The organism is Dethiosulfovibrio faecalis, from assembly GCF_021568795.1.
GTDB classification, from domain to species: domain Bacteria; phylum Synergistota; class Synergistia; order Synergistales; family Dethiosulfovibrionaceae; genus Dethiosulfovibrio; species Dethiosulfovibrio faecalis.
Genome location: NZ_JAKGUE010000034.1, coordinates 1 through 1,962, shown reverse-complemented (window position 1 = coordinate 1,962; position 1,962 = coordinate 1). Strand labels below are relative to the sequence as shown.

At 59.6% G+C, this 1,962-nt stretch carries 2 protein-coding genes; both read right to left on the bottom strand.

The genetic code is table 11. From position 1 onward, the window contains the following. Positions 1 to 13: 13 nt before the first annotated feature. On the bottom strand, positions 14 to 1,237 hold the full coding sequence (locus tag L2W58_RS12940) for an aminotransferase class I/II-fold pyridoxal phosphate-dependent enzyme (RefSeq protein WP_236103828.1): 1,224 nt from the start codon (positions 1,235 to 1,237) through the stop codon (positions 14 to 16). Positions 1,238 to 1,260: 23 nt separating this feature from the next. Further along, positions 1,261 to 1,962 (bottom strand): NAD-dependent epimerase/dehydratase family protein (locus tag L2W58_RS12935; RefSeq protein ID WP_236103827.1); only part of this gene is annotated, 702 nt, incomplete at its 5' end.

The following is a 1,962-nucleotide window of genomic DNA, read 5'->3' as shown; positions in this document are numbered from 1 at the left end:
TGGCTGATATACCCTACCGTTTCTCCCTGTACTCCCTGAGGATATCCAGTACAGCGTCTATGTCCGACGCGGTGTGGTCGCCGGATATCTGGAACCGTATTTCCTCGTCTCCCTTGGGGACCACCGGGTAGTTCAGCCCTGTGGCAAGGACGCCTTTCTCCAGCAGATAGGAGACTATCCTGGAGGTCTCCTCGGTGTCTCGGACCATCAGGGGAACCACAGGATGGTCCCCGGGGATCACCTCGTAGCCCAGGTCGGTCAGTCCCTTCTCGAACCGTCCGGTCATGTCCCTCAGATGTTTCAGGATGGCCCTTCCCTCGGGGCCGTCCAGTATATCCAGGGCCTTGACCGTGGCGGCAGCCTCTCCGGCGGAGATGGGGTTCGAGTAGATGTACATGGGGGCGTGTTCCCTCAGGTAGGTCACTATCGCTTCGCTGGACACGACGTAGCCGCCGTTGACGCCGTAGGCCTTGCCCAGGGTGCCCACCAGGACGTCGGCACGACCTCCCGTGTATTCCTCCGTGCCTCTGCCTGTCTCTCCGAAGGCCCCCACTCCATGGGAGTCATCCACCACCAGTATGGCGTTTTCAGGGAAGAGATGGTCGTGTTTCCTGACCATGGCCTCTATCTCCTTGAGAGGGGCGTGGTCTCCTCTCATGCTGAAGATGCCGTCCGTGACGACTATGAGGCGCCGAGCTCCCTGGGCCTCCAGGATCTTGCTCTCCAGCTCGGCAACGTCGTTGTGGCCGTAGACCGATTTGCTCCTGGGACGGGACAGCCTTATGGCGTTTATTATGCAGTTGTGGTTGAGCTCGTCGCTTATGACCGCCGTTTCCTTGGTTATCAGGGAGGTCAGCACTCCGTTTACCGTCATGTAGGCCGAGCTGAAGGCCATGGCTTCCTCTCTGCCGTGAAAGGCGGCCAGCTTTTTCTCCAGGTCCCTGTGGGGCCTGAAGGTGCCGCTTATGAACCGGACCGCTCCGGGGCCGACTCCGTATCTGGTGGCTCCCTCTTCCTCCGCCTCTCTGAGGTCGTCTCGGAGGGTTAGCCCAAGGTAGGAGTTGGAGTTCATCCTTATGAAGGGTTTCTCCCCGTGTCCCTTGACGAGGTAGCGAGGTCCTCTGTCGCCTTCCGGCTTGATGACGTCCTCTATTATCAGTTCCTTACCCTTGGCCCGCCCGGAGCTTCTCAGCTCCTCCAGGTCTCCCCTCAGGGTTTTCTCCAGTCTGTCCAGCATGGTTCTCTCTCCTTCCCCTACTTCTAGGATAGTTTGACCTTCAGTTTCTCAAGCATGTCGACCGTCATGGCCTCCAGGTCGTATTTAGGACTCCAGTCCCATTCCTCTCTGGCGGCGCTGTCGTCTATGGAGTTGGGCCACGATTCGGCTATGGCCTGACGGGCAGGGTCTACGTCGTAGTTCAGGACGAACCCAGGCACGTGCTTTTCTATGGCCGCAGCCAGCTGGTCCGGCTCGAAGCTCATGGCGGTTATGTTGAAACAGCACCGGTGCTTCAGCCTGGACGGGTCGGCTTCCATGAGCCCGACCACGCTGTCCAGGGCGTCTGGCATGTACATCATGTCCATGTAGGTCCCAGGGGCTATGAAGCTGGTGTAGCTGCCCTTGCGGATGGCGTCGTAGTAGATGTGGACGGCGTAGTCGGTGGTGCCTCCTCCGGGAAGGGCGTCGTAGGATATGAGTCCGGGGAACCTGACTCCCCTGGTGTCCAGGCCGTATTTACCGTGGTAGTAGTCGCACAGAAGCTCTCCCGATACCTTGGCCACCCCGTAGATGGTGTTGGGTCTCTGGACCGTGTCCTGTGGCGTTTTGTCCTGAGGCGTCCCTGGGCCGAAGGCCGCTATGGAGCTGGGAAAGAAGAAGGAGCAGCTCTCCTGACGGGCCACCTCCAGGGCGTTGTAGAGACCGTTCATGTTGACCGACCAGGCCAGCTGGGGGTTCTTTTC